The 1,594-nt window shown below is 60.5% G+C and carries 2 protein-coding genes; both read left to right on the plus strand.

Annotated features, from left to right (window positions below; all coding sequences use genetic code 11):
• Positions 1-162: 162 nt before the first annotated feature.
• On the plus strand, positions 163-1,053 hold the full coding sequence (locus EOA86_RS33875) for a carbohydrate ABC transporter permease (protein WP_128345519.1): 891 nt from the start codon (positions 163-165) through the stop codon (positions 1,051-1,053).
• A 6-nt stretch (positions 1,054-1,059) separates the two neighbouring features.
• A partial coding sequence (locus tag EOA86_RS33880) for an ABC transporter ATP-binding protein (RefSeq protein WP_164892293.1) occupies positions 1,060-1,594 on the plus strand: 535 nt, incomplete at its 3' end.

Below are 1,594 nucleotides of genomic sequence, written 5' to 3' on the forward strand. Positions count from 1 at the left end.
GTCCTGGCTTTTCGTCGGACCTTCCGGCGACCTTCATGTATCAGTTCGCCTTCGGCCGAAACCGGATGGCGCTCTCTGCTGCCAGCGCGATGATGATCTTCATGACGGTCGCCTCCGTCATGGTTCCTTACATCTATTCCGAGTTGCGCAGGGAGGCTCGCAATGAGCGCTGACGCACTGGCCTTTCGCGCCCCGTCGAACTGGTCGGCCAGGCTGGGCCGCGCTTTCATCTACGGCATCCTGATCCTTTTCGTAGCCTACTATCTGATGCCGCTTTTCGTAATGATTGTCACGTCGCTGAAAAGCATGCAGGAAATCCGCGGCGGCAACCTGATCGCGTTGCCGCGCGCGCTTTCGTTCGACGCTTGGCGCGTTGCCTGGATGGAGGCGTGCGTAGGCGTCGAATGCCCCGGCATCCGCGGCTTCTACCTCAATACCTTCCTGATGGTCGTTCCGGCTGTCGCGGTTTCGACCCTGATTGGGGCGCTGAACGGTTTTGCGCTGACCAAGTTCGTTTTCCCCGGCCACAGGGTGATTTTCGGCTTGATCATGTTCGGCTGCTTCACACCCTACCAGGCCGTACTCATCCCAATGGCAACCGTGCTGGGCTGGCTCGGCCTAGCCGGGTCGCTGTGGGGCTTGATCCTGATCCACATTATCTACGGCTTGCCGTTCACGACCCTCTTCTTCCGCAACTACTACGTCTCCGTGCCCCAGGACCTGGTGAAGGCGGCGCGCGTCGATGGTGCCGGCTTCTTCCGGATCTTCTGGCACATCCTGCTGCCGATCTCGGCGCCCATCATCATCGTTTCCGTCATCTGGCAGTTCACCAACATCTGGAACGATTTCCTCTTCGGAGCTTCGTTCACCTACGGCCAGAACGCCCCGATCATGGTCGCTCTGAACAACATTGTGAACACGTCGACCGGCGAGCGTCCCTACAACGTGCAAATGGCGGCCGCCATCATGGCCGCGCTTCCCACCCTAGTCATCTACATACTCGCGGGCCGCTACTTCGTGCGCGGTCTCGTCGCCGGTTCAGTGAAGGGTTAGCCGTCTATGACATCCCTGGAGGTCAGGAAGATTTCCAAGCGCTTCGGCCAGTACCAGGCGCTCGATAACGTGAATATAGACGCCCAGTCGGGTGAGTTCCTCGTTCTGCTCGGCCCGTCGGGATGCGGCAAGACGACTTTGCTCAACATGATCGCCGGGCTGGAGACGGTCTCCGACGGCGAGATCAGGATCGGCGGGGACGTGGTCAACGACCGCGATCCAAAGGATCGCGACATCGCTATGGTGTTCCAGTCCTACGCGCTGTACCCCAGCATGACGGTTCGCCAGAACATCTGCTTCGGGATGCGCGTGCGCAAGGTCCCCAAGGCGCAGCAGACTGAAGCCGTCGACCGCGTCGCCAGAATGCTCCAACTCGACGCGCTTCTGGACCGCAAGCCCAGCCAGCTCTCCGGCGGACAGCGACAACGCGTCGCTATGGGTCGCGCCCTGGTGCGCGATCCGAAGGTTTTTCTGTTCGATGAGCCGCTGTCGAACCTGGATGCGAAGCTCCGCGTCGAGATGCGCACCGAGATCAAGAAGC

Source organism: Mesorhizobium sp. M5C.F.Ca.IN.020.32.2.1, from assembly GCF_004023105.1.
In the GTDB taxonomy this organism is placed as follows: Bacteria; Pseudomonadota; Alphaproteobacteria; order Rhizobiales; family Rhizobiaceae; genus Mesorhizobium; species Mesorhizobium wenxiniae.